This window comes from Ancylobacter novellus DSM 506 (assembly GCF_000092925.1).
GTDB lineage: Bacteria > Pseudomonadota > Alphaproteobacteria > Rhizobiales > Xanthobacteraceae > Ancylobacter > Ancylobacter novellus.
Genome location: NC_014217.1, coordinates 1,777,811 through 1,803,859 on the forward strand (window position 1 = coordinate 1,777,811; position 26,049 = coordinate 1,803,859).

Annotated in this window: 24 protein-coding genes and 1 tRNA gene; 11 read left to right on the plus strand and 14 right to left on the minus strand. The window is 67.7% G+C overall.

Going from position 1 to position 26,049, the window contains the following annotated elements; all coding sequences use genetic code 11:
* Positions 1 to 139 precede the first annotated feature (139 nt).
* Positions 140 to 709, minus strand: coding sequence for a hypothetical protein (locus SNOV_RS08580; RefSeq protein WP_013166524.1), 570 nt, complete (start codon positions 707 to 709; stop codon positions 140 to 142).
* Positions 710 to 1,269: 560 nt separating this feature from the next.
* Between SNOV_RS08580 and SNOV_RS08585 the strand changes: the two genes are divergently transcribed.
* The 4 genes from SNOV_RS08585 (at position 1,270) to SNOV_RS22900 (ending at position 3,762) form a co-directional block, all read left to right on the plus strand.
* A complete protein-coding gene (locus tag SNOV_RS08585; protein WP_013166525.1) occupies positions 1,270 to 1,542 on the plus strand; it encodes a hypothetical protein in 273 nt (90 codons plus the stop codon).
* Positions 1,543 to 1,678: 136 nt separating this feature from the next.
* On the plus strand, positions 1,679 to 2,443 hold the full coding sequence (locus SNOV_RS08590) for a hypothetical protein (RefSeq protein ID WP_013166526.1): 765 nt from the start codon (positions 1,679 to 1,681) through the stop codon (positions 2,441 to 2,443).
* 69 nt (positions 2,444 to 2,512) lie between these two features.
* Positions 2,513 to 2,602 (plus strand) — tRNA-Ser (locus SNOV_RS08595).
* A 374-nt stretch (positions 2,603 to 2,976) separates the two neighbouring features.
* A complete protein-coding gene (locus tag SNOV_RS22900; RefSeq protein ID WP_187291102.1) occupies positions 2,977 to 3,762 on the plus strand; it encodes a lytic transglycosylase domain-containing protein in 786 nt (261 codons plus the stop codon).
* Positions 3,763 to 3,796: 34 nt separating this feature from the next.
* On the opposite strand, the gene SNOV_RS08605 is transcribed toward SNOV_RS22900, so the two are convergent.
* Genes SNOV_RS08605 through SNOV_RS08620 form a run of 4 tightly spaced genes read right to left on the minus strand, consistent with a single transcriptional unit; the run spans position 3,797 to position 8,351 of the window.
* Positions 3,797 to 5,386 carry a gamma-glutamyltransferase family protein gene (locus tag SNOV_RS08605; protein WP_013166528.1) on the minus strand — a complete coding sequence of 530 codons (1,590 nt, stop codon included), beginning with the start codon at positions 5,384 to 5,386 and terminating at the stop codon, positions 3,797 to 3,799.
* Positions 5,387 to 5,399: 13 nt separating this feature from the next.
* Positions 5,400 to 6,725 carry a TRAP transporter large permease gene (locus SNOV_RS08610; protein WP_013166529.1) on the minus strand — a complete coding sequence of 442 codons (1,326 nt, stop codon included), beginning with the start codon at positions 6,723 to 6,725 and terminating at the stop codon, positions 5,400 to 5,402.
* Positions 6,712 to 7,260 (minus strand): TRAP transporter small permease subunit, encoded by a 549-nt coding sequence (locus tag SNOV_RS08615; RefSeq protein WP_013166530.1) that lies wholly within the window; start codon positions 7,258 to 7,260, stop codon positions 6,712 to 6,714. Before SNOV_RS08615 ends, SNOV_RS08610 begins: the two co-directional genes overlap by 14 nt.
* Positions 7,257 to 8,351, minus strand: coding sequence for a TRAP transporter substrate-binding protein (locus tag SNOV_RS08620; RefSeq protein ID WP_013166531.1), 1,095 nt, complete (start codon positions 8,349 to 8,351; stop codon positions 7,257 to 7,259). Before SNOV_RS08620 ends, SNOV_RS08615 begins: the two co-directional genes overlap by 4 nt.
* A 290-nt stretch (positions 8,352 to 8,641) precedes the next feature.
* Here SNOV_RS08620 and SNOV_RS08625 point away from each other — a divergent pair, with 290 nt between their 5' ends.
* Positions 8,642 to 10,981: an acetamidase/formamidase family protein gene (locus SNOV_RS08625; RefSeq protein ID WP_041783088.1), complete on the plus strand. Its 2,340-nt coding sequence runs from the start codon at positions 8,642 to 8,644 to the stop codon at positions 10,979 to 10,981.
* Positions 10,982 to 11,017: 36 nt separating this feature from the next.
* On the opposite strand, the gene SNOV_RS08630 is transcribed toward SNOV_RS08625, so the two are convergent.
* The gene (locus tag SNOV_RS08630; RefSeq protein WP_013166533.1) at positions 11,018 to 11,923 is read right to left on the minus strand and encodes a LysR family transcriptional regulator; all 906 of its coding nucleotides are present in this window, start codon (positions 11,921 to 11,923) and stop codon (positions 11,018 to 11,020) included.
* Between the two features lie 144 nt (positions 11,924 to 12,067).
* On the opposite strand from SNOV_RS08630, the gene SNOV_RS08635 reads away from it, so the two are divergent.
* The 4 genes from SNOV_RS08635 to SNOV_RS08650 are packed head-to-tail and all read left to right on the plus strand — an operon-like array spanning position 12,068 to position 15,851.
* The gene (locus SNOV_RS08635; RefSeq protein ID WP_013166534.1) at positions 12,068 to 13,054 is read left to right on the plus strand and encodes a Bug family tripartite tricarboxylate transporter substrate binding protein; all 987 of its coding nucleotides are present in this window, start codon (positions 12,068 to 12,070) and stop codon (positions 13,052 to 13,054) included.
* Between the two features lie 15 nt (positions 13,055 to 13,069).
* Complete coding sequence (locus tag SNOV_RS08640) at positions 13,070 to 13,519, plus strand: tripartite tricarboxylate transporter TctB family protein (RefSeq protein ID WP_144295967.1); 450 nt, start codon at positions 13,070 to 13,072, stop codon at positions 13,517 to 13,519.
* 16 nt (positions 13,520 to 13,535) lie between these two features.
* Positions 13,536 to 15,035 carry a tripartite tricarboxylate transporter permease gene (locus tag SNOV_RS08645; protein WP_013166536.1) on the plus strand — a complete coding sequence of 500 codons (1,500 nt, stop codon included), beginning with the start codon at positions 13,536 to 13,538 and terminating at the stop codon, positions 15,033 to 15,035.
* Positions 15,036 to 15,086: 51 nt separating this feature from the next.
* Complete coding sequence (locus SNOV_RS08650) at positions 15,087 to 15,851, plus strand: aldolase/citrate lyase family protein (RefSeq protein ID WP_013166537.1); 765 nt, start codon at positions 15,087 to 15,089, stop codon at positions 15,849 to 15,851.
* Between the two features lie 34 nt (positions 15,852 to 15,885).
* On the opposite strand, the gene SNOV_RS08655 is transcribed toward SNOV_RS08650, so the two are convergent.
* Positions 15,886 to 16,755 carry a LysR family transcriptional regulator gene (locus SNOV_RS08655; protein WP_013166538.1) on the minus strand — a complete coding sequence of 290 codons (870 nt, stop codon included), beginning with the start codon at positions 16,753 to 16,755 and terminating at the stop codon, positions 15,886 to 15,888.
* A gap of 90 nt (positions 16,756 to 16,845) precedes the next feature.
* Between SNOV_RS08655 and SNOV_RS08660 the strand changes: the two genes are divergently transcribed.
* Complete coding sequence (locus SNOV_RS08660; protein WP_013166539.1) at positions 16,846 to 17,631, plus strand: SDR family oxidoreductase; 786 nt, start codon at positions 16,846 to 16,848, stop codon at positions 17,629 to 17,631.
* Positions 17,632 to 17,673: 42 nt separating this feature from the next.
* A complete protein-coding gene (locus SNOV_RS08665) occupies positions 17,674 to 18,381 on the plus strand; it encodes a ribonuclease activity regulator RraA (protein WP_013166540.1) in 708 nt (235 codons plus the stop codon).
* Positions 18,382 to 18,498: 117 nt separating this feature from the next.
* Here SNOV_RS08665 and lhgO read toward each other — a convergent pair whose 3' ends face one another.
* The 7 genes from lhgO to SNOV_RS08700 all read right to left on the minus strand — a co-directional run bounded on the left by lhgO (position 18,499) and on the right by SNOV_RS08700 (position 25,961).
* Complete coding sequence (gene lhgO, locus SNOV_RS08670; RefSeq protein ID WP_041782113.1) at positions 18,499 to 19,668, minus strand: L-2-hydroxyglutarate oxidase; 1,170 nt, start codon at positions 19,666 to 19,668, stop codon at positions 18,499 to 18,501.
* Between the two features lie 33 nt (positions 19,669 to 19,701).
* Positions 19,702 to 21,210, minus strand: coding sequence for a tripartite tricarboxylate transporter permease (locus SNOV_RS08675; protein ID WP_013166541.1), 1,509 nt, complete (start codon positions 21,208 to 21,210; stop codon positions 19,702 to 19,704).
* 39 nt (positions 21,211 to 21,249) lie between these two features.
* The gene (locus SNOV_RS08680; RefSeq protein ID WP_013166542.1) at positions 21,250 to 21,717 is read right to left on the minus strand and encodes a tripartite tricarboxylate transporter TctB family protein; all 468 of its coding nucleotides are present in this window, start codon (positions 21,715 to 21,717) and stop codon (positions 21,250 to 21,252) included.
* Between the two features lie 78 nt (positions 21,718 to 21,795).
* Positions 21,796 to 22,776 carry a tripartite tricarboxylate transporter substrate binding protein gene (locus SNOV_RS08685; protein ID WP_013166543.1) on the minus strand — a complete coding sequence of 327 codons (981 nt, stop codon included), beginning with the start codon at positions 22,774 to 22,776 and terminating at the stop codon, positions 21,796 to 21,798.
* 153 nt (positions 22,777 to 22,929) lie between these two features.
* Positions 22,930 to 24,096, minus strand: a complete 1,167-nt coding sequence (locus SNOV_RS08690) for a mandelate racemase/muconate lactonizing enzyme family protein (RefSeq protein WP_013166544.1) — start codon at positions 24,094 to 24,096, stop codon at positions 22,930 to 22,932.
* Positions 24,093 to 24,785, minus strand: coding sequence for a GntR family transcriptional regulator (locus tag SNOV_RS08695; protein WP_013166545.1), 693 nt, complete (start codon positions 24,783 to 24,785; stop codon positions 24,093 to 24,095). The genes SNOV_RS08690 and SNOV_RS08695 overlap by 4 nt, the downstream gene beginning before the upstream one ends.
* 66 nt (positions 24,786 to 24,851) lie before the next feature.
* Positions 24,852 to 25,961, minus strand: a complete 1,110-nt coding sequence (locus SNOV_RS08700) for an Ldh family oxidoreductase (RefSeq protein WP_013166546.1) — start codon at positions 25,959 to 25,961, stop codon at positions 24,852 to 24,854.
* Positions 25,962 to 26,049 lie beyond the last annotated feature (88 nt).

Here is a 26,049-nt window from a genome sequence, read left to right on the forward strand (position 1 = left end):
CCCGGCCGGCAAGGCTTAACGCAAGCTGCCGCGATGGTCGATGCGCGACGTGCGCGCAGGCGTTCAAAGACCGGGGACAAAAAAGGGGGCGGCGCGCGCCGCCCCCGCCGATACCCGGGAGAGACGTCCGGTATCGGGCTTACTTGAGCTTGTCGACGTCGATGCCGAAGGTGACCGCGCCGATGGCGACGTCCTTGTCGACGATGGTCACGCTGACCTGGGTGATCTTCTTGCCGCCGTCCTCCTCGACCTTGTCGACGAAGATGGCGCCCGGGCCCGCGCCGTAGGACTTCTGCCACTTGGCCTCGTCCGCCTGCCACAAGTCGGAGGTGCCGTCGGTCTGGCCGACATTGAGGCCGCGATTGTCCATGACGAAGGCTTCGGTGATGACGCCGCCCGACGCTTCCTTCTTCGCGATGAGGAATTCGGAGAGCTTGTTCTTGCGGATGCTGTCGATCAGCGCCTGGTCCTTGGCGATCCACGCCTTGTCCATTTTGATGATCTCGTCCTGCATCAGCTTGGCGTGCGCCTTGTTGGAATCCTTGACGGCGACGATGATCACCTTGTCGTCCAGCCAGGGCAGGATGTTCTTCTGCACATAGGCCGTCGCCGGCTTCACATGCGGGGCTTCCTCCTGCGCGAAGGCCGGAGCGGCGACGAGAATTCCGGCCACCGTGGCGAGCGCGGCGATCCCATAACGGATGTTCATTGGCGTTTCCTCCTTCAGGGCGGTCTTTGAGCCGCCAAGAGGCAGCGTAGCATGATGTAACGACCCGTCCGCAAGAGGTATTTGATGCTGCATAGCAGCACAAACAATGCATTCAATTCGCACGAGCGAAATATTCATTAGATAACTAGTATTTCATCAACTTAAATGTCTGGACTCTATGTTTTTATCAAACCATCTGAACCAACAAAACGACGTCTGATGCGCGGCGAACGTCATTCTTGCTGACGCAGCGTCGCCTTGACGCGGGCAACGACAAACTAAGCATTCGCATAGCAGGAAGGGGAAGACGGTAAACATTGGCAACCGCCTGGAATGCCAAATTCCATGTACGATGTGCCATATTCTTCATGTCGGACATCACCGATCACTGAAAGGTGTTTCTAATAAGAAGTGAAACCGGGTGATTTGAGCGATAGCTTGGTCGATCTTTCTTGACTGCGTCATTTCGGCGCCAAATTGGTATGTCAAAGAATGAGCGGCGGCGGAATCGGCTCCGTCCACCGGACTTTCCAAAAAGCCGAGCACAGGGAGGTTTCAAGATGACGAACGCGATTGACCGCGCCGCCTTTCTGCCCCAACCGCTCCATGTGCGTGTGGGGCGGGAGGATCTCGAGATCGCATCGCTGGACAGCGCGATCCATTTCATCCGCTCGCTGCGTCATGACCATCTCGGCCGTTACGCCGAGATGCTGTTGACGCAAATGGAAGCCGCCCGCCTGCCCGAGCAGCAGAACGATGCCTGGGTCGCCTTCGCGACCTGGACCGATGCCTGCCATTTGCGTGCCGACAGCCGCTGGGACCAGGCTGCCTGAGCACGCCACAAGGGAGGCGGGGCCGGGCGCCCTGCCTGTCCGGTAACGCTAACATCTTCTCACAGCTAGCCGTCGCGCGGGCGATCGGATAAGTCTCTTGGCGGGGGCCAGGAAACTTGCCGAGCGAGCGACCGCGTTGAAGCTTGTTAAGATCGCCCTTGCCGCGCTGCCTGCCGCGTTGCTCTTGGGTTCGGCGTCCGTATGGGCGCAGACGCCGGCTGTGCCGCCCGCCAGCCCTCCCGCCGCCGAGGCGCCGGCGCCCAAGCCGCCGCTGGTGCTGCTGCTCGACGGGCTCGGGGTCTATGTCGAAAGCCCCTATATCGGCGTCTCCCGACTGGCCCGCCCGCTGCAGCAGCAGGGGTTCCAGACCCGCACCGACTCCCATCTGATGTACGGCACGCGCGGGCTGGTCCCCGACGTCATCATTGGCCACTCGATGGGCGGAGAGGCCGCATTGCGCTATGCGCGCCAGCTGGTGAAGTCCGGCTACCCGGCGCCGCTCGTCATCACCATCGATGCCGCACCAACCCAGCCCGCCTGCGCCGTGCCGCGCTGCGTGAACATCGCCGGGCCCGGCTTCTTCAAGGTGCCAGGGGCGGTGAACATCAGCGCCTGGGCATCCGGCGCACGCTTCGTCGGTCATGCCCAGCTGCCGACCCATCCGGCCGTGCAGCGGCTCATCCTGCAGGAGACGGGCGCCTGGATGGCCGCGCGACGGGCGAAGCTGGCCCGCGTCGCCGCCGCGCCCAAGCCGGCAGAGAAGCCGACCGGAAAGCCAGCCGCCAGCCCGCCGCAGACGGCCTCGCCCGCGCGCGCCTATAGCTGGCCGCAGATGTGGCCCGCCCCGAGCTGGACCGTGCCGGGGGCATCCCAGCCGGGCACGGCGCGCAACGGCGGATAAGCCCCGCCCGCCCGACCGACACTTGCCAAAGCCGCGGAGTTTCGAAACAAGGGCGCTCGGCACGCGCCGGGAAGGGTGGCCGAGTGGTTTAAGGCAGCGGTCTTGAAAACCGCCGTGGGGGCAACTCCACCGTGGGTTCGAATCCCACCCCTTCCGCCAATTCCTCTTCTGCTCCACAAGTCGGCGACCGGGCAGGTCAGCGTGACCCGAGGCGGGCGCAGCGTTTCGACCGTTAAGGAACTGTGCTAGACAGCGGCGTGGAATGGCGAGCAACACAGCGATGGATCGGCGGAAGGCCTCGTGCGGTCGCGGTGCTCGCGCTGAGATCGCTAATCGTCTGCGCCCTGTTTCCCGGCACATCGGCGGCTTGGGCTGCGGCTGAGCCCAAGCCGGCGCCGCCAACCAGTGCTGTGAAGCCATCCGCGTCGGCTCGCCAGTTCGTCTGGCCATCCTTCGACGGCGCCATGGCGGTTATGCTTCCTTCGCCCGCTCAAAATTCCGCAGGTTTTGTCGCGCCTTCCTACGCCGGATGGTTGACCGACCCGCCGCACGGGGCGCCGCTCGGCGGAAGGTTCGTCGCCCGCGGGAAGGCCATCTCCGAGGTCGAGCTCCTTCGGCAGGAGAATGCGGCTCCACCATCCGGCACATCGGTCCCATCCGCCACGATCCCTTCCCCCGTTCCCCTGCCGCCAAAGCGACTCGTCGAGCAGCGCGGGATCGTCCTGGCATCGCTGGCGCCGCTACCGCCCAGGCGCCCCAACGCGCCGATGCCGAGCGTTCCGCAGGCGACGGCCTACCTCGAGGAGCCCCCGTCGGACGCGGCTGCTCCGCCGCCCGACGATACGCTCGGCGAGGACCAGGCCGCACCCCAGGAGGACGCCGCGGAGGATGCCGCGCGGGCCATCGACGACACTCCCGCGCCTGTCGCGGGCAGGCTCACATCCGATCGGGCACCGCCGCATATCGAAGTGCTGATCGAGCGGCATGCCAAGCGCTTCGATGTGCCAGCGCGGCTTGTCCGCCGCGTCGCCTGGCGGGAGAGCAAATTCGACCCGAGCAGGCGCCACGGCCCCTATTGGGGGTTGATGCAGATCCGCGTCGACACCGCGCGGGCCCTCGGCTTCCGTGGCGAGCCGCGCGATCTCCTCGACGCCGATGTCAACATGTCCTACGCGGTGGCCTATCTCGCCAACGCCTACCGGGTCGCCGGCCGCGATGAGAAGCGGGCGGTGATGCTCTATGCCAGAGGCTATTACTACGAGGCCAAGCGCAAGGGCATGCTCGGTTCGCTGATACGCACCGCCACGACCGAGGAATGACCGCGCCGGCGTGCGGTCACTCGCTCCAACTGATCTAGAATCCCATCGCACAGCCATCGCTGCGCGGATCGCCGGCGCCTTCCAGCCGGCCGTCGCCATGACGCGCAATGGCGCCGGCGTGCCCCATCATCGCGTCGAAGGGCGGCACGATTTCCACATCGTGTCCGGCTGCCCGCAACGCGGCGACGAGGTCCGGCGGGAAGCGGTCCTCGAGCTTGAGCGTGACGGTCTCGGCGCCCCAGGTGCGGCCGAGCAGCCAGCGCGGGGCGGTGATCGCCGCCTGCAGTTCCTGGCCGAACAGCCCGTACCGTGAGAACAAGGCCGCCTGCGTCTGCGGCTGGCCCTCTCCGCCCATGGTGCCATAGACCATGTGCCGGCCATCCGCGAAGCTCGCCATGGCCGGATTGAGCGTATGGAACGGCTTGCGGCCCGGAGCCAGCACGCGCGGGCCGTCGCCGGCGAGCTCGAAGCTCGATCCCCGGTTCTGCCAGACGATGCCGGTCTGCGGCAGCACGACACCGGAGCCGAACTCGAAATAGATGCTCTGGATGAAGCTCGCCGCCAGCCCGTTGCCGTCGATGGCGCCGAGCCAGACCGTGTCGCCCGCCGAAGGCGGGGCCGGCCAGGGCAGGGCCAGCGCGGGATCGATTCGGGCGGCGAGGCGGTCGAGCACCTCCGCGGTCAGGAAGTCGCGCGGGTCCTCGCGCATGGCATCCGCATCGCCGACCACGCGGTCGCGCACCAGGAACGCCTGCTTGGTCGCCTCGATGAGCCCGTGCAGATGCTCGAAGCCCTCCGCTTGCACGACACCCAGGCGGCTGAACAAAGCGAGGATCATCAACGACGCCAGCCCCTGCGTCGGCGGCGGGAAGTTGAAGAGCCGCACGCCGGGAAGATCAACATGGAGCGGGGTGACGCGCGTGGCGCGGCAGGCGGCAAGATCGCCCGCCGTCACCGGCGTGCCGGCGGCGGCGAGATCATGGGCGATCTCGCGCGCCAGCGGTCCGCGGTAGAAGCTCTCCGTGCCTTCCCGCCCGATCCGCTCGAGCGTGTCGCCCAGCGCGGGCAGCGCCATCGTCGACCCAGTCGCCGGCGCCGCGCCATTCACGAGGAAAGCGTCGGCGAAGCCGGAGATGTCGGCGAGTTCCGGCAGCTTCTGGGCGGTGAGGTCGTTCTGGCTGGCGGTGACGGCAAAGCCGTTGCGGGCATGCCAGACCGCATCCTCGAGCAGCCGCGACAATGGCAGCCGTCCACCGCGCTCGGTGCTGAGCGCCAGCGCCTCGCCCCAACCGGCGACCGTGCCGGCCGTGGTGTTGGCCGCCAGCCCCCCCCGGCGGGGAATGGCGTCCAGTCCCGCCCGCGCATAGAGTTCGGGCGTAGCGGCCGCCGCGGCGCGGCTGCAGGCGTCGATGCCGACGGGCATTTCGCCCGGCGCGCCGACGAGCCAGAAGCCGTCGCCGCCGATCGCCGTCATGTGCGGGTACACCACCGCCAGCGCAGCGGCCATGGCGACGGTAGCCTCCACGGCATTGCCGCCCTCGCGCAGCACGCGCAGCCCCGCCTCGCTCGCCAGATGATGCGGCGAGGTCACCATGCCCCGGCGGGCACGAACCGTGTTCAGCATGTCAGGTGCGCTCCTACCAGCCGATGGCCTTGGGAAGCCAGGTCGCCACCTCGGGGAAGGCGAACACGAAAGCGACAGCAATCAGTTGCAGCGCGATGAAGGGAATGACGCCCCGATAGATGTCGGCGGTTTTCACCTCCGGCGGCGCGACGCCGCGCAGATAGAACAGCGCCCAGCCGAAAGGCGGCGTGAGGAAGGAGGTCTGCAGCACCGTGGCGATCAGCGCCGCTGCCCACACCAGGTCGACCCCGGCGTTCTGCATCAGCGGCAGGAACATCGGCACCACGATGTAGCTGATCTCGATCCACTCGATGAAGAAGCCGAGCACGAAGATGATCAGCAGCATGAAGATGAGGATGCCGTCCGTGCCACCCGGCACCAGCGCAAAGGCGTCATGCACCAGCCGCTCGCCGCCGAGCCCGCGGAAGGCCAGCGCGAAGACCTGCGAGCAGATCAGCACGAAGAACATCATCGCCGTGATGCGGGCCGTCGACTGCACCGTGTCGACCAGCGTCTTCAGGGTGAAGCGGCCGGCGACCGCCGCAACGAGGATGGAGCCAAGCGCGCCCATGCTGGCGGCCTCGGTGGGCGCGGCGATGCCGCCGATGATGGAGCCGAGCACGGCGAGAACCAGCCCGATGGGCGGCAGGCCGACCTTGAGCGCCTTGAGCCACAACTCCTTGCGCGGCATGGCGCGGCGCTCTTCCAGCGGAATAGCGGGGACCTTCTCCGGCCAGATGATGCCGACGAGGATCATGTAGATGCAGAAGATGCCGGTCAGCAGCAGTCCGGGCATCAGCGCGGCGGCGAACAGCGTGCCGACGGACTCGCCGAGGATGTCGGCCAGCAGGATGAGGATGGTGCTGGGCGGGATGAGCTGCCCGAGCGTGCCGGAGGCGCAGATCGCTCCGCAGGACAGGCTCTTGTCGTAGCCTCGCCGCAGCAGCGTCGGCAGGGTGAGAAGGCCGAGCGTGACGATGGTGGCGCCGACGATGCCGGTGGTCGCTCCCATCATCATCCCCACCAGGATGATGCCAAGCCCCATGCCGCCGCGCAGGCCGCCGGACAGATGGCCGATCACTTCCATCAGTTCGTCGGCGAGGCGCGACTTCTCCAGCATCACGCCCATGAAGACGAAGAGCGGGATGGCGATCAGCGTGTAATTGGCGGTGACGCCGTAGATGCGCGCCGGAAGCAAGCCGAACAGCGTCGTGCCGAAGCCAAGCCAGCCAAAGAAGAAGCCGCTGATCGCCAGGGTGAGCGCGACCGGCACGCCGACGAACAGCATGACGAAGAAGGAGGCGATACAGGCGATCGCCAGAATTTCATTGAGGGGCATCGAGGGGCACTCGGGCGGGGGGCTCGGCCGCGCCGCCAAGGAAAGGAATGAGCGCGCGCAGCGTCGCCGCGAGGCTCTGCAGCAGCAGCAGCGCGAAGCCGGCCGGAATCAACGCCTTGAGGATGAAGCGGTAGGGCAGGCCGCCCGGGTCGGGCGAACCTTCGCTGATGCGATAGGACTGCATCACATAGGGCCAGGACAGCAGGATCACGATGATCGACAACGCCACCACGCTGACGGCGGAGAACAGGTCGATCGACTGCTGCATGCGCTTCGGCAGATGTGCGTAGAGTATGTCTACCCGTACATGGCCTTCATGCTTGATGGTGTAGGCGATGCACAGCAGGGTGAGCGGAGACATCAGGTGCCATTCGAGCTCCTGCATCGCCACCGAGCCGGTATTGAAGGCGTAGCGCATCAGTACGTTGCCCGCCATGACGAGGACGAGCGCGAGACCCGTCCACGCCGCGACCCAGCCGCAGGCCTCGACGATCGCGTCGAGGCCGCGGGCACATCTTTCGAGAACTGAGGTCATGCGCCCCTGCGGATCTGGGTCTGGTACACGGCCTCCGATAGGCCCGCCCACTGGCTGTGCTCGGCCGCGAACTTCGTGAAGGACTCGTAGACCTTCTTGATCTTGGGGTCGGAGTCCGCGAGTTGCTGCAGCGTCGTCGCGGTAACCTCGCGCAGCTTGTCGACCACCGCCGCGGGATAGGGCCCGGCGACGACGCCCTGGTTCTTGACAAGGTCGGTCATCGCCTCGCCATTGGTCGCCTCGCACCAGGTATGGCTGAGCACGTTGCAGGCCATGGCGGCGGCGCGCACGATCTCCTTGAGGTCGTCCGGCAGGCTCTCCCAGGCGGTCTTGTTGATGACCAGCTCGGTGACGTTGTTCGGCTCGTGCCAGCCGGTCGTGTAGTAGTATTTGGCCGCCTTCTGCAGGCCCAGGCGGCGATCCTGATAGGGGCCGACGAACTCGGCGGCGTCGATCACGCCGCGTTCCAGCGCCGGGAAAATCTCGCCGCCGGGCAGCAGCTTCACGTCGACGCCGAGCTGCGCATAGACCTTTCCGGCGAGGCCGGGGATGCGCATCTTCAGGCCCTTGAAGTCCTCGACCTTCTCGATCGGCTTGCGGAACCAGCCGGACATCTGCACGCCGGTATTGCCGAGCGGCATGGGCACCAGGTTGAAGGGCTCGTAGAGCTCTTCCCAGAGCTTGAGGCCGCCACCGTGATAGATCCAGGCGTTCTGGCCCTGGAAGTTCAAGCCGAAGGGCACGCAGGTGAAGAACTGCGCGGCCGGCACCTTGCCGGCCCAGAAATAGGAGTTTGCGGCGTTCATCTCGACCGTGCCGGAGGACACCGCGTCGAAGCCTTCCAGCGCCGGGATCAGCTCGCCGGCGGCGAAGTGCTGGATCTTGAGGCGACCGCCGGACATCTTGTCGACCAGCTCGCAGAAATAGGTCGGGCTGCCCGGACCGGCGACGTAGAACGGCGCACCCGGCCCATAGGCATTGGTCATCTTCCAGCTGAAGCTCTGCTGGGCGCGCGCGACATGCGGCGCGGCGACGGTGGCGACGGCGGCGGTTCCCGCCAGACCGGCGCCCAGGAATCCACGGCGATCCATTGCTGTTCCCCTTGTCCGAATGGCGCCACGCGCGACGCCGCTCTCTGCATGGGGCTACTAAGCCGGTGCAGCGCGGCCTGGGCAATGCCCCAAAAAGGGCAAGTCGATATCGGTAGGGGTACGGAGATAGAGGCCAATCTCAGAAAATATGATTTATTTACAGCTATTTATGTATGAATGGCGAGGATTTGTGCACATCCCGACCGAGACGGCGCGACAAGTTTTTGTGCGCCGTTCGTCAAAGTGCTTCACTGGCGGCCGAGCCCCTGCCGCGCGATGACATGGCCGCCATGAATCGAGCCGTCCCCATTTCCATCAATGCCTTTCCCGCCAGCAAGCAGGAGGCGGCGTGGCGCGAGACGCTGGCCTCCCTCGGGCTCGCCGCGCAGCTCGCGAGCGCGGGCACCTTCCACTTCGGCGAGGTCTCCATCAAGCGTTCGCCGACGCAGGCGACCTTCGCCCTGCTGCGCTCCAGCGCGCAGAACCTCGCCGCCCTGCCGAAGAGCGAGCCGCAGGTCCTCGTCGGCTTCGTCACCTATGGCCGCGGTCACCTCACCGATTCCGGGCGGCGAGCGGCCGAGTTCGCCGATGGCGACGTCTGGGTGTGCGATCCGGCGACCCCTTTCTCGGTGCAGTTCCGCAACGATTTCGAGCTCCTGCTGCTGCGCCTTCCACGCGAGCGGCTGGTGGGGCGGCTCGGTCGCGCCGCCACCGTGCCGACGCTGGTGGTGGGAGAGACCGTCTCAGCGGCTGCCGCTCGCCCGCTGATGCGGGCTCTGGCGGCGCATTTCGCCGAGATGGAGGACGGCGACGTGATGGCCGCCGAGCCGGCGATCACCGAGCTGGTGCTCTCCGCGCTCCTCGCCGAGGCCCGCCCGGAAGAGGACAACGCCACGCAGGTCCAGGCAGCGCACTTCGCCCGTGTCTGCGCGCAGATCGAGGCGCGGCTGCGCGAGCCGGAACTCTCGGTCGGCGACGTCGCCGGCGCTGAGGGACTGTCGGCCCGCTACATCCAGCGCCTGTTCGAGGGGCAGGATCGCTCCTTCTCCGACTATGTACGCCACCGCCGGCTGGAGCGTTGCCGGCTCGACCTCGTCAATCCCCAGCACGCCGACCGCTCCATCGCCGAAATCGGCTTTCGCTGGGGCTTCGCCGACCAGGCGCATTTCAGCCGCGTATTCAGCGCCGCCTACGGCATCTCGCCGCGCGACTATCGCAAGTCCTCCGGCGCCACCGTCGAAACACGCTGGACCCGCGGCCGCCCCATGCATTCGGGCTCGCGGCCCGTGCGTCCAGGTCCCGCGCCGGCATTGGTGCCGGCTTCGGAGAGCGGCGGCCTGCCCGCTCCGGTGCCGCGGGAGGTGGGGGAGCCCGGCCACCATCATCTGCCGGTGTCGCGCGACACCGTGCATTGGGGCTATCTCTCCCGCACCATTCCGCCGGTGCTTCGCGTGCGCTCCGGTGCCCGCGTCACCGTCGAGACCCTGACCCAGCACGCCTATGACGATCATGAGCGCATGATCGCGGGCGATCCCGGCGCGGAGAGCGTGTTCCGCTGGACGGGCGACTACAAGGCCGTGGACCGGCGCGGGGCTGGCCCGGTCAACGCCTCCATCTTCGGGCGCGGCGCGGGGGAGGGCTTCGGCGTCCACATCTGCACGGGGCCGATCTTCGTTCACGGCGCCGAGCCGGGCGATGTGCTGGAGGTCGAGATCCTCGCTCTCAAGCCGCGCCCCAGCGCCAACCCGGCCCATGCCGGCTCTGCCTTCGGCTCCAACGCGGCGGCGGCCTGGGGCTTCCACCACGACGACATTCTCGACGAGCCGCACAAGCGCGAGGTCATCACCGTCTACCGCACCGACGCCGCCGGCGAGAGCGGCTATGCGGAAGCGGTCTACTCCTTCCGCTGGGCGCCGCAGACCGACCCGTTCGGCGTCGTCCACGAAACCATCGACTATCCCGGCGTTCCCGTCGACCACGCGCGGATCGAGAAACGCGAAGCGGTGCTCGCCGGCGCGCGCATCCCCGTGCGCCCGCATTTCGGCTTCATCGCCGTGGCGCCACGCGAGACGGACATCGTGGATTCGGTGCCACCGGGCTATTTCGGCGGCAACATCGACAATTGGCGCGCCGGCAAGGGCGCCTCGGTCTATCTGCCCGTCGCCGTTCCGGGAGCGCTGCTCTCCGTCGGCGACCCGCATCTGGCGCAGGGTGACGGGGAGATCAGCGGCACGGCGCTGGAATGCTCGCTCACGGGCGAGATCCGGCTTGTCCTGCACAAGCGCGGCGAAACTGACAAGAGCTTCCTCAACGGCCTCGGGGCGCCGCTCATCGAGACGCCGGATGCCTGGCTGCTGCACGGTTTCAGCTACACCAACTATTTGCGCGAACTCGGCCGCAACGCGCAGTCCGAGGTGTTCAAGCGCTCCTCGCTCAGCAAGGCTCTGCGCAGCGCGTTTCGCGCCACGCGCAAGTTCCTGATGGAGCGCTACGGGCTCGACGAGGACGAAGCCATCTCGCTGATATCGGTGGCGGTGGATTTCGGCGTCACGCAGGTGGCGGACGGCAATTGGGGCGTCCACGCCCGGATCGACAAGGCGATATTCGCGGCACGGCAGCAGGGCCGGTAGCGACCCAACGATCCGCGCCAGTCCAGGCTGCGCCCGTCAGTCATCCTGTTCGGATTTCGACACCAGGCGCTGCAGCGTGCTGTGCAGCGTCGGAATGGCCGGATTGGCATTGGCCGGCCGCCAGATCGCGTGCAACTCGACGGTCGGCGAGGTCCCTAGCGCCAGAGGGCGCAGCACCACGCCCTCGAAGCCCAGATTGCGGGCGGCGCGCGGCACCAGCGCCAGCCCGATGCCGGCCTTCACCAGGCCCAGGATGGAATGCACCTGGCTGATATGCTGGACATAGCGCGGCGTTATTCCCGCCGTGGCGAAAAGCGTCGCCAGAAGGTCGTAGAAATAGCGGGCCTCGTAGGGCGAATAGGTGACCATCGGCTGCCGGTCGAGGTCCGCGAGTTGCACCTCCGGCGCGTTGGTCAGCGGATGACCGCTTGGGGCCGCCAGCAGCAGCGGCTCGCGGACTACGCAGAGCGAGACGACCTCGCGCCGGTTGAAGGTCGGCCTTACTAGGCCGACATCGATGAGCCCGGATGTCAGCGACTCGAACTGGTCCGTCGACACCATTTCCTTGAGCACCAAATCGATGCCCGGCGCCGCGGATCGGAAATGGGTGATGAGGCGCGGCAGGAAATCGTAGCCGGATGCGGCGGTGAAACCGAGCGTGATGGAGCCGACGTCGCCGCTCGCCGTCCGCCTTGCGGCCAGCGCCGCGCCTTCTGCCAGCCGCAGCAGCCGCCGCGCTTCCGGCAGGAAGCTGTGGCCCGCGCGGGTCAGGCTCACCGAGCGGCTGGTACGCTCCAGCAGCCGAACGTCGAGCGTATGTTCCAGAAGCTGGATCTGCCGGCTGAGAGGGGGCTGGGTCAGGTTCAGGCGCGCGGCCGCCCGGCCGAAATGCAGCTCTTCGGCGACGGCAACGAAGCAGCGGAGATGGCTGAGCTCGAACATCGATCCAAAAGTGGCATTGATCGATGCTAAGAACAACTCATTGGAGCATAGAATAGCACCTAGATTGGCGAAGGAGGCAGCGACGCCTCACAATCGCGAAAAGAGGCGCAACGTCGCCATCGCCATTATCTGGAGGTAACGCCAATGAGCCTTCGCCTTCTCAAGGCGGCCGCGGCCGCTCTCACCCTTTGCGCCTTCGCGCCCGCCATGGCTCCCGGCCCCGCCGCCGCGCAGAGCTTCGATCGCCCGGTGCGCATCGTGGTGCCCTTCGCGCCCGGCGGCACGTCCGACATTCTCGCCCGCCTCATCGCGCCGAAGCTCTCCGAGGCCGTCGGCCAGCCGGTGGTCGTCGAGAACAAGCCCGGCGCCGCCGGCAATATCGGCGCCGACGCGGTCGCCAAGGCCCGCCCGGACGGGCACACGCTGCTGCTGATGGATATCGGCTCGCTCGCCATCGCGCCCAGCCTGTTCTCCGACCTCTCCTATAATGTCGAGACCGACCTCGCCCCGGTCGGCATGGTCATGTTCGGCCCCTATGTGCTGGCGGTGAACCCCTCGGTGCCGGCCAAGAACGTGTCCGAGCTCGTTGCCTACGCCAAGGCCAATCCGGGCAAGCTGGCAGTCGCGAACTCCGGCGTCGGCGCGCTCAACCACATCACCGCCGTGGCGCTGGCGCGCGATCTCGGCATCGACTGGAAGAACGTCCCGTATAAGGGCGGCTCGGCCGCCTCGCGCGCCGTCGTCTCCGGCGAGAGCACCGTGATCATCAACGGCGCGACCGCGACGCTGCCCTTCGTCACCAACGGCCAGTTGGTCGGCATCGCCGTCACCGGCGACGAGCGGCTGAAAGCGCTGCCGAACGTCGAGACGTTCAAGGAGGCGAAGCTGCCGCTGGACGACGCGGGCACCTGGCAGGGCCTGCTCACCAGCGGCAAGACGCCTCCGGAGGTCGTCGCCAAGCTGAATGCGGAACTGAACAAGATCCTCGCCATGCCGGAGATCCAGTCCAAGATCGCCGAGCAGGGCGGCTCGGTGCGCCCCGGCACGCCGGACGCGGTGAAGACCTGGCTCACCACCAACATCAAGAGCTGGGGCGACATCGTGCGCGCAGCCGACATCAAGACCAACTGACCGCCGGTGCGCATCGTGACCCGCCGTCGCTTCGGCTGGCCGGACCTGCTGTTCGGCGGTTTCCTGATCGTGGTGGCGGCGGGCACTCTCGTCGCCACTCGTAACCTCGTCGGCGGCACGGCCGCCGACATGGGGCCCGGCTACATGCCGCGGGCCATCGCGCTGATGCTGCTCGCCTTCGGCGTCTTCTTCGCTGTCCGTGGTGTGCTGCGCGGTCCCGTCGGCATCGAGACGGTGCAGTTGCGGCCGATCCTCGGGGTCGGCGCCGCGGTGGGGGTCTTCGCCCTGCTGATCGAGAGCGGTGGCCTGGCGCTCGCCTCCTTCGCCGCCATCCTCATCGCCGCCGTGGCCAGCCGCGAGAGCCGCTTCTTCGAGGTGATCCTCTTCGGGCTCGGCGTCACCGCCGCAGCGGTGCTGCTCTTCGTCAAGGCACTGGCGCTGCCCGTGTCCATCTGGCCCTGGTGAGCATCGCAGGCGCGCCATGGAACTCTTCGACAATCTTCTCCTCGGCCTTTCGACGGCCCTGCAGCTGAACAACCTGATCTACTGCCTGATCGGCGTGGTCATCGGCACGGCGATCGGCGTGCTGCCGGGCATCGGGCCGATCCCGACCGTGGCGCTGCTGCTGCCCTTCACCTTCGGGCTCGCGCCGGCCTCGGCGCTGATCATGCTCGCCGGCATCTTCTACGGCGCGCAGTATGGCGGCTCGACCACGGCCATCCTGGTCAACGTGCCCGGCGAGACCTCCTCGGTCGTCACCTGCCTCGACGGGCACGAAATGGCCAAGCGCGGCCGCGCCGGCCCGGCGCTCGCCATCGCGGCGATCTCCTCCTTCTTCGCGGGCACGGTCGCCACGGTGGTGATCGCGGTGCTCAGCCTGCCGCTGGCGGCGCTGGCGCTGAAATTCACCGCGGTCGAATATTTCAGCCTGCTGGTGCTCGGCCTGTTCGCCGCCGTCATCCTCGCCCACGGTTCGGTGGCGAAGTCGCTCGCCATGGTCTTCCTCGGGCTGCTGATCGGCACGGTCGGCATCGACGTGAATTCCGGCGTCGCCCGGATGACCTTCGGCATTCCGGCGCTGTCGGACGGGCTGGATTTCGTGCCCGTCGCCATGGGCATGTTCGGCCTCGCCGAGATCATCGCCAATCTCGAACGACCGGCGGTCCGGCAGGTGGTGAGCCAGAAGCTGCGCGACCTCATTCCCTCACGCGCCGACCTCCGGGCGGCCTTCCCGGCCATGCTCCGCGGCACCGTCATCGGCTCGGCTCTCGGCGTGCTGCCGGGCGGCGGTGCGGCGCTGCCGCCCTTCACCGCCTATGCGCTGGAGAAGAAGGTCGCCAAGGACCCCTCGCGCTTCGGCAAGGGCGCCATCGAGGGCGTCGCCGGGCCGGAGGCGGCCAACAATGCCGGCGCGCAGACCAGCTTCATTCCGCTGCTCACGCTCGGCATTCCCGCCAACGCCCTGATGGCGCTGATGATCGGCGCGCTGATGATGCAGGGCATCCAGCCCGGCCCGCAGGTGATGACCGAGCAGCCCGAGCTGGTCTGGGGTGTCATCGCCTCCATGTGGACCGGCAACCTGATGCTGCTCGTCATCAACCTGCCGCTGGTGGGCCTGTGGGTGTCGATGCTGAAGATTCCCTACCGGCTGCTCTTCCCCGCCATCGTGCTGTTCTGCTGCATCGGCACCTACGGCATCTCCAACAGCGCCTTTAATGTCTGGCTGATGCTGGGCTGCGCCGTGGTCGGCTACTTCTTCATCAAGGTCGGCGTCGAGCCGGCGCCGCTGCTGCTTGGGCTCGTGCTCGGGCCGCAGTTGGAGGAGAACTTCCGCCGCGCCATGCAGCTCTCCGACGGCGACCCGTCGGTGTTCGTCACTCGGCCGATCAGCGCGCTGCTGCTCCTCGTCGTCGCGGTCATGCTGCTCGCCATGCTCTCGCCCGCCGTGCTGAAGACCCGCGAGCGGGCCCTGGCCGAATAGCGACGCCCGCCTCCCACCCTGTCGTCACTGCCCATTACAAGGACCCTGCCCGTGGACCTGCCCGTTAACAGCTTCAAGCGCGCCCTGGTGGCCGGCCGTCAGCAGATCGGCTTCTGGAACAGCATGACGAGCCCGACCGCCACCGAGATCCTCGCCGGCTCCGGCTTCGACTGGCTGATCATCGACGGCGAGCACGCGCCGAACGACGTTCCGGGCGTGCTGTCGCAGATCCACGCCATGATGGAGAACACGACGCACCCGATCGTGCGCATCCCCGTCAACGACCCCATCGTCTTCAAGCGCTTCCTCGACATCGGCACGCAGACCTTCCTCGTGCCGATGGTCGAGACCGTCGAGCAGGCGCAGGCGGCGGTGGCGGCGACGCGCTTTCCCCCGCACGGCATACGCGGCTTTGCCGGCGCCGCGCGCGCCTCGCGCTATGGCCGCGTGGCGAACTACCATTCCCGCGCGCACGAGGAGCTCTGCATCCTCGTGCAGATCGAGACCCAGCAGGCGCTCGACAACATCGAGGCGATCGCCGCGGTGGAGGGCATAGACGGGCTCTTCGTCGGGCCGGGCGACCTCTCTTCCGACCTCGGCTATCTCGGCGACCAGGGCAATCCCTACATCGTCGAGCTGATCGAGCGGACGCTGCACCGCATCGTCGCCACCGGCAAGCCGGCGGGCATCCTCACCGGCGACGAGGCGCTGGCGCGCCGCTACATGGCGGCCGGCAGCACCTTCACCGCCGTGGGCATCGACACCGGCACGCTGGCACGCAGCACCGAGGCGATCGCGAAGAAGTTCAAGGCCTGAGAGAGGCGGCGCGCGCTCGTGGCGTGAGCGCGCGCTACGCGGCCTTCCGGCCGAGCACCTCGATCAGCACCTCGACGAGGCGGCTGGTGGCGGAGTTCCGCGGCCAGAGCATGCCGATGCGGCGCGGCTCGGCGGGCAGCGGCAGGCTGAGGCGGACGATCTCGGCGGAATCCGGGGTCGTGCGCGCCCATTCCGGCACCAGCGCGATGCCGAGCCCGTTGGCGACCATCACCGCGATGGCCTCCAACGAATCCAGCTCCAGCCATTCGCGCGGGGCGATGCCGGCGTCCTGCAGATAGCGGTCGACGACGCGCCCGCCCCAATTGTTGCGGTCGTAGCGGATGAAGGGGCGCGTCGCGAGCAGCTCGTGCACGTCCTCATGCGCCCAGGCGCGCGGCGCCAGCAGCGTCGTCGCCTCCGAGCGCAGCAGCCGCCAGTCGAAGGTCTTGAGGATGGGGAAGGGCGGCTCCACCAGCAGCGCGGCGTCGATGCCGCCATCGACGAGCTGCTGGTAGAGCGCCGTCGAGGTGCCGGGCAGCAGGAACACTTCCACATTGGGCACGCTCTCGCGCAGCCGGCTGAGCGCCGGGGCGAGCAGGCCGGTCAGCGCCGTCGAGACCGCGCCGAGGCGCAGCTCGCCCGAGGGCGCGTCCTGGGTGGCAAGGATGCGCAGGTGCCGGACATCGGTGAGGATCTGCCGGCTGCGCTCGGCGATGGCGAGGCCCGCCGACGTCGCCTGCACCCGCCGTCCGGCACGCGCCAGCAGCGCCACGCCGATCTCGTCCTCCAGCGCCTGGATGCGCTGGGCGACGGCGGCCGGCGTGATGCCGAGCCGGCGCGAGGCCTCGGCCAGCGAGCCATGCTCGATCACGGTCAGGAAGGTCTCGAGGAAGCGGGTTTCCATCGAAAGAAAAACTACTGCCTGAAACAAGGAAACGCCAGTTTCTCTATTCTAGCCATACGGGATAATCCTCCGGAAAAGGGAGGAGACCGCGTGGATTTCGGATTGCAGAACAGGACGGCGCTGGTGTTCGGCGCCGGCGGCGGGTTGGGCGGCGCCATCGCCCGCTCGCTCGCCAAGGAGGGCGCGCGCACCGTCGTCGCCGACATAGACGGGCCGGCGGCGGAGAAGACCGCGGCGGCGATCACCGAGGCCGGCGGGCAGGCGCTGGCGCTGACCTGGAACATCGCCGACCTCGCCGCCGCCAAGGCGCATCTGGCGGCGATCCGCGCGCACTTCGGCGAGGTCGACATCCTCGTCAACAATACCGGCGGCCCGCCGCCCACCCCGGCGAGCGGGCAGGGGCCTGAAGTCTGGTCGCGCTATTTCGAGGAAATGGTGCGCTCGGTGATCGCCGTCACCGACCTCGTCCTGCCCGGCATGCGCGCGCGCAAATGGGGTCGCATCATCACCTCCGCCTCCTCGGGCGTGATCTCGCCGATCCCCAATCTCGGCATGTCGAACGCGCTGCGGCTCGCTCTCGTCGGCTGGTCGAAGACGCTGGCGCGCGAGATCGGCCGCGACGGCGTCACCGCCAACGTCATCGTGCCCGGCCGCATCGCCACCGGCCGCATCGTCTTCCTCGACGAGCAGAAGGCCAAGCGCGAGAACCGCCCGGTCGCCGAGGTGACGGCGGAGAGCACCGGCTCCATCCCGGTCGGCCGCTATGGCGACCCGCAGGAATATGGCGACACCGTCGCCTTTCTCGCCAGCGCGCGCGCCTCCTACATCACCGGCTCGGTGATCCGCGTCGACGGCGGCCTCATCCCGAGCATCTGACCAAGCATCTGAAAACCAGTCTTCCAGCCAGGAACCGAACCCATGAGCCTCGATCCCGCCGCCATAGACACCCTCAAGAAGGTGTCGACCGCCACCATCACCACCATCATGCTCAAGAAGGGGCTGCGGAACATCTGGCTGCGCGGCACGCGGCCGTTGCGCGAAGGGCAGGGGCGCCTGGTGGGCAAGGCCTTCACCCTGCGCTTCGTGCCCGCGCGCGAGGACCTCGCCACGCCGGAGAGCTGGTCGAAGCCGATCTCCACCCGCGGCGCCATCGAGGCGATGCCGGAGGGCGTCATCGTCGTCGCCGACGCCATGGGCGTCACCGATGCCGGCATCTTCGGCGACATCCTCTGCGCCCGCATGAAGAAGCGCGGCGTCGCCGGCCTCGTCACCGACGGGGTGATGCGCGACGGCGAGGGCTGCCTCGGCACCGGCCTGCCGATCTGGTGCGACGGCGTCGCCGCCCCGCCTTCCGTCGCCGGCCTGACCTTCGTCAACTGGCAGGAGCCGATCGCCTGCGGTGGCGTCGCGGTGTTCCCGGACGACATCATCGTCGTCGACGACGACGGCGCCGTGGTGATCCCCGCCGCCTATCTCGACGTGGTGCTGGCCGAGGCGCCGGAGCAGGAGCGCATGGAGGCGTGGATCATGTCGGAGGTCGAGAGCGGCGTGGCGCTGCCGGGCCTCTACCCGATGAACGCCGACACCAAGGCGCGCTACGAGGCCTACAAGGCCAGCCTGAAGTGACGCTTCGCGCCGATGCGAGCGGCCTGTTCGCGATTGCGACCACGCCGTTCGCACCGGACGGGCCATCTCCTCAAAGATCTGGCGCGCAAGGACCCGCGCGCCGCCCTCTGACGTAGATCACGCGGCCTCTTCCATCCGGTCGACGATCATCTTCGCGATCGGCATGGCCGAGGTCGCGGCCGGGGAGGGCGCGTTGCAGACGTGCAAGCTGCGCGGCGAGCCCAGGAACAGGAAATCCTGCACCAGCGTGCCGTCGTCGAGCACCGCCTGGGCGCGGATGCCGGCACCGGGCGTGCCAAGGTCGTCGAGCGTGAGGCTCGGGCAGTATTTGCGGCATTCCTCGAGATAGCGCCGGCGCAGCAGCGAGTTGCGGAACTCGGTGAGGCCGGAGCGCAGATTCCGCCGGGCCATGGTCCAGAAGCCCAGCATGGAGCCGATGTCGGCCAGGTCGACGCTGCCGCGCGGATAGCCCTCACGCGAAAAGCCCAGCACCGCGTTTGGGCCGACGGTGACGCGCCCGTCGATCATGCGGGTGAGGTGGATACCGAGGAAGGGCAGTTCCGGATCGGGCACCGGATAGATGAGATGTCGCACGATGGCCGATTTCGCCGCCGGCAGCGTGTAGTACTCGCCACGGAACGGCACGATGCGGTGGCGCACCGGCAGGCCGGCGAGAAGGGCAAGGCGGTCCGACTGCAGGCCGGCGCAGGCGATGAGCTTCTCCGCCCGCAGAGTGTCGCCCGCATCGGTGGTGACGGTGACGCCGGTCTCGTCCTCGCGGATGGCGGTAACGCGCGTCGACAGGCGCAGCTCTGTGCCGGCCTCGCGCAGCCTGTCGGCCATCGCAACGCAGATGCGGCGATAGTCGACGATGCCGGTTGCCGGCACCAGCAGCGCCTCCAGGCCGCGTACATTCGGCTCGATGCGGGCGAGTTCCTCGCCGCCGACAGGACGGATCTCGATGCCGTTCTGTGCCGCCCGGCCGGCGAGCGCGTGCATGCGCTCGACCTCCAGCGGGCTGGTGGCGACGATCAGCTTGCCGCAGGTCTCGAAGGGAATCTGCGTCTCGCGGCAGAACTGCTTGGTGGCTTCCGCGCCCTTGCGGCAGAGCTTCGCCTTCAGCGAGCCGGGCTGGTAGTAGACGCCGGCGTGGATGACGCCGCTATTGTGCCCGGTCTGATGGAGGCCGACATCGGCCTCCTTCTCGATCAGGACGATCCTCGCCGCCCGATCGCGCGCGATGAGCTCGCGCGCCGTGGCGAGGCCGACGATGCCGCCGCCGACGATGACATGGCTGAAAGTCTTGGACGTCGCGCGGCCCTAGATGTCCGCCTCGTCGGCGGGAATTTTCTTCTTGTTGAGCAGCTTCAGCATCACCGGGATCAGGAGCGCGGCGATGGTGAGCAGGAACAGGATCAGCGCGATCGGGTGCTCGACGAAGATCAGCACGTCGCCCTGGCTCTGGATCAGGGTGCGGCGGATGTTGCGCTCCAGCATCGGGCCGAGCACCAGCCCGAGGATCAGCGGCACCGCCGGGTAGTCGAGCTTGGTGAGGACCACGCCGACGACGCCGGCGAGCACGGCGATGAAGATGGAGGCGGTGGAATATTCGATGGCGTAGACGCCGAAGGCCACCACGGCCAGCACCATCGGATAGAGCAGGGCGGTCGGCACGAAGAGGATCGCCGCGAGCGCCGGGGTCAGCAGCAGCGTCAGGAAGACGAGCGCGAGGTTGCCGACCCAGAAGCTGCCGAATACCGTCCAGACGAAATCGGGGTTGTTCACGAAGAGCAGCGGTCCCGGTTGCAGGCCGATCATCAGCAGCCCGCCCATCATCACCGCCGTCGTCGCCGATCCGGGGATACCCAGGGTGAAGAGTGGGATCATCGAGGCGTAGGAGGCCGAGTTGTTGGCTGCCTCCGGCGCCGCGATGCCCTGCACGATGCCGGTGCCGAACTTCTCCGGCTCGCGCGAGAAGCGCTTGGCCACCGCGTAGGACAGCATGGTCGCCGCGGTGGCGCCGACACCGGGCAGCACGCCGACAATGAAGCCGACCAGCGAGCCGGAGAACAGCTCCCAGCGCGAGGAGATGGCGTCGCGGACCTGCGGGAACAGCGACCGGAGCGAGAAGGAGGCGAGCTTCTTATCGATGGAGACGGTCAGCGTGGTGAACATCGCGGCAAGGCCGAACAGCCCGACGGCGACGACGGAGAAGTCGAGACCCTCGAACAGGTCCATCTGACCGAAAGTGAAGCGCGCGGGGCCGGCGATCGGATCTATGCCTATCATGCCGAGCCAGAAGCCGATGGCGAGCGCCACGAACGCCTTGATGACATTGCGCCCGCCGAGCACGCTCACCAACGAGAGCGCGAAACACATAAGCGCCGTCATCTCGGTCGGACCGAAGGCGAGGGCGGCGCGGGAGATCGGGACGGAGAGGGCGACGAGGCCGATAAGGCCGACGATGCCGCCGACGAAGGAGGCGAACACGCTCATGCCGAGCGCCCGCCCGGCCTCGCCCTTCTGTGCCATGGGATATCCGTCGAGCACCGTCATCACCGAGGGCGCGTCGCCGGGAATGCCGAGCAGGATCGAGGTGATGGCGCCGCCGAACATCGAGCCGTAATAGACGCCGGCGAGGCAGGCGATGGCAGCCGTGCCGCCGAGGCCCACCGCCACGGGCAGCATGATGGCCACGCCGGCGCTCGGGCCGAGGCCGGGCAGCGCGCCGATCAAGAGGCCGATGATGATGCCGAGGAAGGTTCCGGCCAGGATGCTCGGCGCCGCCGCCTGCACGATGCCGTCCCAGAGAAGGCCAAAGATTTCCATTGCGATTACATCCCGGACCGGTGCCGCAGGGCCGCCGCGTCAGAAGCCGAAGGGACCGACCAGCATCGGCACGCCGAGCAGGTTGCCGAATACCCACACGCAGACCAGCGAGAAGATGATCGAGACCAGCGCGAGCCGGACGAGGAAGCGGGGTTCCAGCGAGGGACGGATGATCAGGCCGGTCACGGCCATCAGCGCCATGGTGGACAGGGCGAGGCCGAGCAGCGGCGCCAGCCAGACATAGAGGAAGAGCGCGGCGGCGACCGCGGCGAAGCGGATCACGTCGCCGGTGGTCATGGCGTCTTCCAGCACCTCGGCGCCGACGAGGCTGCGCACCAGATTGACCAGGCTGAGCACGGTGAGGGCGCCGCCGATCAGCACCGGGAAGAAGCCGGCGCCCGGAGTCGTGCCCTGCATGAAGCCGTAGCCGAAACCGGCCCAGACGAGATAGACGCCGAACAGGCCGAGCGCGAGCGCGACCGCCTGGTCGAGACGTTGCATGATCATCGCATCATCCCCGATGGCGAAGCCGACGATACATCCCGGCGCGCCTCGCGACCCGCCGGGATGTACGGAATTCCGGCATCACTTGATGATGCCGAGCTCCTTCATCAGCGTCTCGTAGCGGTTGCTCGTCTCCACGATCGCGGCGCCGAACGCCTTGGAATCGAGGAATTGCGGGACGTCGTGGAAGCGGTCGACATACTGCTTCTTCCAGGCGTCGCTCTCGGCTACCTTCTTCAGCACGCCTTCCCAATAGGTGACGGCCTCGGCCGGCACGTCCTTGGGCATGACCAGCCCGCGGATCTGGGTGTGGACGATGGGCGCGCCGAGCTCGGTGAAGGTCGGCACATCCTTCAGCGCCGGGACGCGTTGGGAGGAGGACACCGCCAGGGGACGCAGTGTGCCGGCCTGGATCTGCGGCAGCACCTCGCTCGGGTTGAAATAGGCGATGTTGACATGGCCGCCGAGCAGCGCCGACATCACCTCGCCTTCGCCGTCGAAGGGGATGGCGTCGATCTGCACGCCCAGCGCCTTCGAGGTCATGCGCGCCAGCAGCGCCGCGTCCGACACCACGCCGACCGTGCCGGTGGTGAGGCGCTTGGCCTTCTTCAGGTCGTCGAGCGTCTTGTATTCGGAGCTCGCCGGCACGACGAGGATGTAGGGCGATTGCGCGATCGCCGCGAGCGGGGTGAAGTCGCGATAGCTCACCGGCGAGCCGCCCTGCAGCGGCGTGGTGAAGAAGGACACGCTCACCGTGGCGATGGTGTACGGGCTTCCTTTCTGCTTGGCGACGGCCGAATAACCGACCGCGCCGGAACCGCCGGGCCGGTTCTCCGGCAAGATCTTCACCGGGATGAGCTTCATCTCGGCGATCACGTTGCCGATGGTGCGGGCGAGCACATCGCTGCCGCCGCCGACACCGAACGGGATGATCATGGTGATGTCCCGGTCGGGATAGGCGGCCGAGGCGGGACCGGCGGCGAGCAGGGCGCCGGCGCACATCGCACCGGCGAGAGCGGCACGGCTACGGCTCCAGAGGGCCGAACGCGTCATATTCATCATGGCTTTTCCTCCCAATCATCTGTTCTCGTTGGGTCGGCGACGGCGGGCGCTGGCGTCCGCCGCATTGTCTTCAGCTTCCTGTCCCCACGCTGCCGTTGGCGTTCGGCAGCGGCGGCCGCCCCGGCTCCTCATCGGTACCGGGGCGGGGTCGGCTCAGTTCTTGTAGATGGCCTCCCGCAGCAGGTAGCCGTGGGCGTCGCGGTTCTTCGGGCGACCCGCCTCGGGGTCGCGGATGCGGGCCTCCTCCAGCGCGTCGTAGCGCGGGGTGAAGCCGAGGCCCGGCCTGTCGGGAATGCGCATCTTGCCGTTGACCGGGTCCGGCGTGCCCTCGAAGAAGTGCTTGCCGGTCATCCACATGCCGTAGTGGAACTCGACCGGACCGCCGTTCATGACGCCGGCGAGCAGGTGCATGTTGAAAATCGGCCAGCCGCCGCCATTGGACATGGGCAGGTTGAAGGCCTGCGCCATGTGGGCGACCTTGAGGGCTTCGGTGTAGCCGCCATTGTAGAGGACGTTCGGCTGCAGCACGTCGACCGCGTGGTGGGTGACGAGCTCGCGGAAGCGCCAACGGTGGCCTTCCATCTGGCCGGCCGAGATCGGCACGTTGGTGCGGTTGCGCAGGTCGGCGAGTGCGCGGGCGTCGTTCGCCTGGATCGGCTCCTCGAACCATTTCAGGTTCAGGTCCTCGACGCCCTTGGCGAGCATCAGCGCGTCATGCGGGTTGAACCAGCAATTGGCGTCGATCATCAGGTCGACATCGGGACCAATGGCCTCGCGGGCGGCGCGCACGCGGCGCACATCGTCCTTCCAGGTGCGGGTGGGCTCGCCGCCGACCACCATCTTCAGCATGGTGTGGCCGTCGGCCAGGAACTTCAGCGCATATTCGGCGATCTGCTTCTCGTCGAAGAACGGGTAGCCGAAAGTGGCGTAGGTATAGGCCTCGTTGCTGAAGCCGCCGAGCAGCTCGGAGATCGGCACGCCCTCCATCTTGCCGCGCAGGTCCCACAGCGCGATGTCGACGGCGGAGAGGGCATTGGAGATGACGCCGGTATAGGCGCGGTTGTTGAGCTGGCGCCAAACCTGGTGATGGATCGCTTCGGTGTGGCGGATGTCCTTGCCTTTCAGGAGCGGCAGCAGGTGATGCTCGATGCACGGCATCACCGCCCAAGGCAGGAACGAGCCGGTGCAGCCCATGCCCTTCAGCCCCTCATCCGTCTCCACCTCGACGAAGACGAAGCTGCGGGACTCGATCGACTCGCCGATGCCCGGCAGGTCGATCTCGTGGCGGTGCAGGCTGGCCTTGATATTCGCGATCTTCACCTTGGTCCTCCCTTATTGGGGCCGGTCGCGGCGCGCGGCGGTTCCGCCGCCACCGACGCCAGCCATCGTGTCTTTCCGTGCAGGACGTGCTCCTCGCCGAGCCGGCGGGCGGCCTCGGCGTCGCCCGCCTTGATGGCGGCGACCATCTCGCGGTGCTCGCCATTGGTCTGGCCTGGCGAGAACAGCGCGCGGCGCAACGAATGCGTCTCGCGGATCAGGTCGTCATAGACCCGACGCGCGCAGCTATGCGCCGAGACGGCATTGATGCGGTCATGGAAGTCGAGGTTGATGCGGTAATACTCCCGCACCTGTCCCACAGCGATGGCCGCATCCATGGCCGCGACGTAGCCTTCCAGCGCCGCCACGTCCTCGGCGGTGCGCAGCTCGGCCGCGCGGGCACACATCAGCCCGGTGAGAACCGCGCGCACGTCATAATTCTCGCCGATCTCGGCCTCGGACATCTCGCGGACGAAGACGCCGCGCGTAGGTACGGAGACCAGCAGCCCGGCCTCGACAAGGGCGCGGGTGGCCTCGCGCACCGGACCCCGGCTGACCGCGAACCGCTCCGCGAGGGCGTATTCGTTTAGCCGACTACCTGGTTCCAGATCGCCGGCGAGAATCATCCGCTCGATCTCCTGGTAGACGCGGGCAGCGAGGCCCTCCGCCCGTTCGATGCGCTGGCCGTGCATGTTCTGTGTTTCAACCCTGTCTCGCCGCGCTTGTGGCGGTCGGCAGTAAACAGTTAACAGTCAACCTCACGAAAGACCAGCGATGTTTTCCGAGACCACCTCGGAGAGATCGACGGGCGTGAGCAGCCATGCCGCGCCGGTCTCCAGCGCGAGCGAGCGCAGGCGACGCGCCAGCCCAGGGCCGATCGGGATGCCGTCGCGTAGACGCGCGTCACGCACCGCACGCTCGGGATCGCCGGCGACCAGGACGGGCTTTGCGGGGTCTGCCGGTTCAGTCGCGCGCATTGTGTCCGACAGCCGAGCGACGTCCGCCTCGAAGGCGGCGGGATCGCGGAACAGGCCGGGGGCGAAGGCCATGAGGAAATGACCGACGTCGAGACCCCAGGGCTGGCGCGAATGCATGGGATCGGTGATCAGCGTCGCGCCGGAGAGGCAGGAGGAGAGGATGTTGACCATCGTCGCCAGGCCGTAGCCCTTGTAGCCGGCGCTCTCGGCGGCACCGCCGAGCGGCGAGAGGAAGCCGCCATCCATCACCTCGCGTGGATCGCGGGTCGGATTGCCGTGGCGGTCGAAGCCCCAGCCGGGCGGCATGGGCTGCCCCTCGACGATCTTGTTGCGCACGCGGCCCGAGGCGACCGTCGTCGTGGCCATGTCGAGCACGAAATGCCGTCCGTCGGCGGAGGGCGCGGCGAAGGACCAGGGATCGGTGCCGAAGCGCGCCTGCCTGCCGCCGGTCGGCGGCACGCGGATGCCGAAGACGCTGGTGGTGGCGATGCCGATCAGCCCTGCATCCGCCGCCATGGTGGTGTAGTAGCCGAGCGCGCCGAAGTGGCCGGAATTGCGCACCGACACCATGCCGACCCCAGCGCTGCGGGCCCTGTCGATGGCGATCTGCATCGCCTGCCGGGCCGGCGCGTGGCCGAGGCCGCCATCGGCGTCCATCAGTGCCGCGACCGGCACGTCGCGCAGCAGGCGCGGCGACGGCTTCATGTTGATCGGGCGGGTCTTCCGGCGGACGTCGTATTCGACCAGCATCGCGATGCCGTGGCTCTCGATGCCGTGGAGATCGGCCCAGGCGAGGATCTCCGCCGTGGTGGCGGCGGTCGAGGCCGGCATGCCCCAGGATTCGAGGATCGCCGCAGCCTGCGCGCGATGGGTCTCCAACGGATGCTTCATGGCGTCGCTTCTTCCCGGCCGCCCGGCCTCGCCGGGCCATTGGTCAGGAGCCTATGAGCTTGACGCCTACAGGAAAGCTTACTTTTCG

Bases quoted from the DNA above. Each gene is read 5' to 3' on its own strand.
- SNOV_RS08580 (WP_013166524.1), bottom strand. From the start codon at position 709: ATGAACATCCGTTATGGGATCGCCGCGCTCGCCACGGTGGCCGGAATT.
- SNOV_RS08585 (WP_013166525.1), top strand. From the start codon at position 1,270: ATGACGAACGCGATTGACCGCGCCGCCTTTCTGCCCCAACCGCTCCAT.
- SNOV_RS08605 (WP_013166528.1), bottom strand. From the start codon at position 5,386: ATGCTGAACACGGTTCGTGCCCGCCGGGGCATGGTGACCTCGCCGCAT.
- SNOV_RS08610 (WP_013166529.1), bottom strand. From the start codon at position 6,725: ATGCCCCTCAATGAAATTCTGGCGATCGCCTGTATCGCCTCCTTCTTC.
- SNOV_RS08615 (WP_013166530.1), bottom strand. From the start codon at position 7,260: ATGACCTCAGTTCTCGAAAGATGTGCCCGCGGCCTCGACGCGATCGTC.
- SNOV_RS08620 (WP_013166531.1), bottom strand. From the start codon at position 8,351: ATGGATCGCCGTGGATTCCTGGGCGCCGGTCTGGCGGGAACCGCCGCC.
- SNOV_RS08625 (WP_041783088.1), top strand. From the start codon at position 8,642: ATGAATCGAGCCGTCCCCATTTCCATCAATGCCTTTCCCGCCAGCAAG.
- SNOV_RS08630 (WP_013166533.1), bottom strand. From the start codon at position 11,923: ATGTTCGAGCTCAGCCATCTCCGCTGCTTCGTTGCCGTCGCCGAAGAG.
- SNOV_RS08635 (WP_013166534.1), top strand. From the start codon at position 12,068: ATGAGCCTTCGCCTTCTCAAGGCGGCCGCGGCCGCTCTCACCCTTTGC.
- SNOV_RS08645 (WP_013166536.1), top strand. From the start codon at position 13,536: ATGGAACTCTTCGACAATCTTCTCCTCGGCCTTTCGACGGCCCTGCAG.
- SNOV_RS08655 (WP_013166538.1), bottom strand. From the start codon at position 16,755: ATGGAAACCCGCTTCCTCGAGACCTTCCTGACCGTGATCGAGCATGGC.
- SNOV_RS08665 (WP_013166540.1), top strand. From the start codon at position 17,674: ATGAGCCTCGATCCCGCCGCCATAGACACCCTCAAGAAGGTGTCGACC.
- SNOV_RS08675 (WP_013166541.1), bottom strand. From the start codon at position 21,210: ATGGAAATCTTTGGCCTTCTCTGGGACGGCATCGTGCAGGCGGCGGCG.
- SNOV_RS08680 (WP_013166542.1), bottom strand. From the start codon at position 21,717: ATGATCATGCAACGTCTCGACCAGGCGGTCGCGCTCGCGCTCGGCCTG.
- SNOV_RS08685 (WP_013166543.1), bottom strand. From the start codon at position 22,776: ATGATGAATATGACGCGTTCGGCCCTCTGGAGCCGTAGCCGTGCCGCT.
- SNOV_RS08695 (WP_013166545.1), bottom strand. From the start codon at position 24,785: ATGCACGGCCAGCGCATCGAACGGGCGGAGGGCCTCGCTGCCCGCGTC.
- SNOV_RS08700 (WP_013166546.1), bottom strand. From the start codon at position 25,961: ATGAAGCATCCGTTGGAGACCCATCGCGCGCAGGCTGCGGCGATCCTC.